Source organism: Phyllobacterium sp. (genome assembly GCF_037994425.1).
Taxonomy (GTDB): Bacteria; Pseudomonadota; Alphaproteobacteria; order Rhizobiales; family Rhizobiaceae; genus Phyllobacterium.
This window is the reverse complement of sequence record NZ_JBBNAM010000280.1, coordinates 1-1,748: the sequence shown is the minus strand read 5'-3', so window position 1 is coordinate 1,748 and position 1,748 is coordinate 1. Positions and strand designations below refer to the sequence as shown.

Below are 1,748 nucleotides of genomic sequence, written 5' to 3'. Positions count from 1 at the left end.
TGGAAGTCGTAATATAGGCCTTGAAATGGCGGCGGCTTTGTGGAATGTACGCCCCCGAACGTAGGGGAGTAGCTCAGTTGGTAGAGCGGCGGTCTCCAAAACCGTAGGTCGCAGGTTCGAACCCTGTCTCCCCTGCCAACGCATAATCTGCCGGGACACGATTGGATGGTGTCGCCGACAGATGTTTGGAAAAGAAGCGATCCGGGGACTTGTGTTTTTCCGGAATCGGTTCTATGTAACGTCAACAGACACGCGGTGCGTGGAGCTGAACGCTCAGCTTTACGGACCGTAATGGTGTGGACAGATGGTGTTGTAACAAGTGCAACACAGAATGTTTACAGCACAATGACACGCACGAGCGGTAAATGGCATCCAAAACGAATCCGATAACTTTTTTTCAGCAAGTGCGCGCTGAAACCGCAAAGGTCACATGGCCTTCGCGGCGCGAGACGCTCATTTCCACCGCGATGGTGATGGTAATGGCGGCTTTTGCTGCGGTCTTTTTTTTCGCGGCCGATCAGTTGATGGCATTCGGGATCGATCTCGTTCTCGGTCTTGGTCGTTAACGCAGGCTGAACAAAAATCGGGATTGGGAATAAGTAATGACCGCGCGCTGGTATATCGTTCACGCCTATTCGAATTTTGAAAAGAAGGTCGCAGAGTCGATCGAAGAAAAGGCAAGACAGAAGGGTCTGTCGCATCTTTTCGAGAAGATCCTCGTGCCGACCGAGAAAGTGGTCGAAGTGCGTCGTGGCCGCAAGGTCGACGCCGAGCGCAAGTTTTTCCCGGGCTATGTCCTGGTTCGTGCCGATCTGACGGATGATGCCTATCATCTGATCAAGAATACGCCGAAGGTGACCGGGTTCCTCGGTTCCGACAACAAGCCGATCGCGATCTCCGATAAGGAAGCCGACCGCATCCTGACCCAGGTCCAGGAAGGCGTCGAGCGTCCGAAGGCTTCGATTTCGTTCGAGATCGGCGAGAGCGTTCGCGTTGCCGATGGTCCGTTCGCTTCGTTCAACGGCACCGTGCAGGAAGTCGACGAAGAGCGTTCGCGCCTCAAGGTGGAAGTTTCGATTTTCGGCCGCGCTACGCCGGTCGATCTCGAGTTTGGTCAGGTCGAAAAGGTCTGATCATTTTGCGGCCCCAAGCCGCGTGCCACGTCTGTGGCAAACATGGTGGGAGGTGAGGCGATCTCAAGCCGGATCCCCGACCCGCACCACCAAACTGCAACCGCCGGCTTACCGGCACAATGAAAAGGCAGAGAAGTTATGGCTAAGAAAGTAGCAGGCCAGCTCAAGCTGCAGGTTTCGGCAGGATCGGCAACGCCATCCCCGCCGATCGGACCGGCACTTGGTCAGCGCGGCATCAACATCATGGAATTCTGCAAAGCGTTCAACGCGCAGACGCAGGAACTGGAAAAGGGCTCGCCCATTCCGGTCGTCATTACCTATTATCAGGACAAGTCCTTCACGTTTGTGATGAAGACGCCGCCGGTGTCTTATTTCCTGAAGAAGGCTGCAAACCTGAAGTCCGGCTCGAAGGAGCCAGGCAAGACGGTTGCTGGCAAGATCTCGCGCGACAAGGTCCGTGAAATCGCGCAGGCGAAGATGAAGGACCTGAACGCTGCGGACGTTGAAGCCGCAATGCGCATGGTCGAAGGTTCTGCCCGTTCGATGGGCCTGGAAGTGGTGGGCTAAGACGATGGCAAAACTTTCAAAGCGTGTAGCGAAGGTTCGCGAAGGCGT

The 1,748-nt window shown here is 55.4% G+C and carries 3 protein-coding genes and 1 tRNA gene; all 4 read left to right on the top strand.

Annotated features, from left to right (window positions below; all coding sequences use genetic code 11):
- Positions 1 to 62 precede the first annotated feature (62 nt).
- A tRNA-Trp gene (locus AAAB35_RS19225) sits at positions 63 to 138 on the top strand.
- Positions 139 to 365: 227 nt separating this feature from the next.
- A complete protein-coding gene (secE, locus tag AAAB35_RS19220; protein WP_027229727.1) occupies positions 366 to 566 on the top strand; it encodes a preprotein translocase subunit SecE in 201 nt (66 codons plus the stop codon).
- 36 nt (positions 567 to 602) lie between these two features.
- On the top strand, positions 603 to 1,133 hold the full coding sequence (gene nusG, locus AAAB35_RS19215; RefSeq protein WP_106710764.1) for a transcription termination/antitermination protein NusG: 531 nt from the start codon (positions 603 to 605) through the stop codon (positions 1,131 to 1,133).
- Between the two features lie 138 nt (positions 1,134 to 1,271).
- Positions 1,272 to 1,700: a 50S ribosomal protein L11 gene (gene rplK, locus AAAB35_RS19210; protein ID WP_340669883.1), complete on the top strand. Its 429-nt coding sequence runs from the start codon at positions 1,272 to 1,274 to the stop codon at positions 1,698 to 1,700.
- Positions 1,701 to 1,748 lie beyond the last annotated feature (48 nt).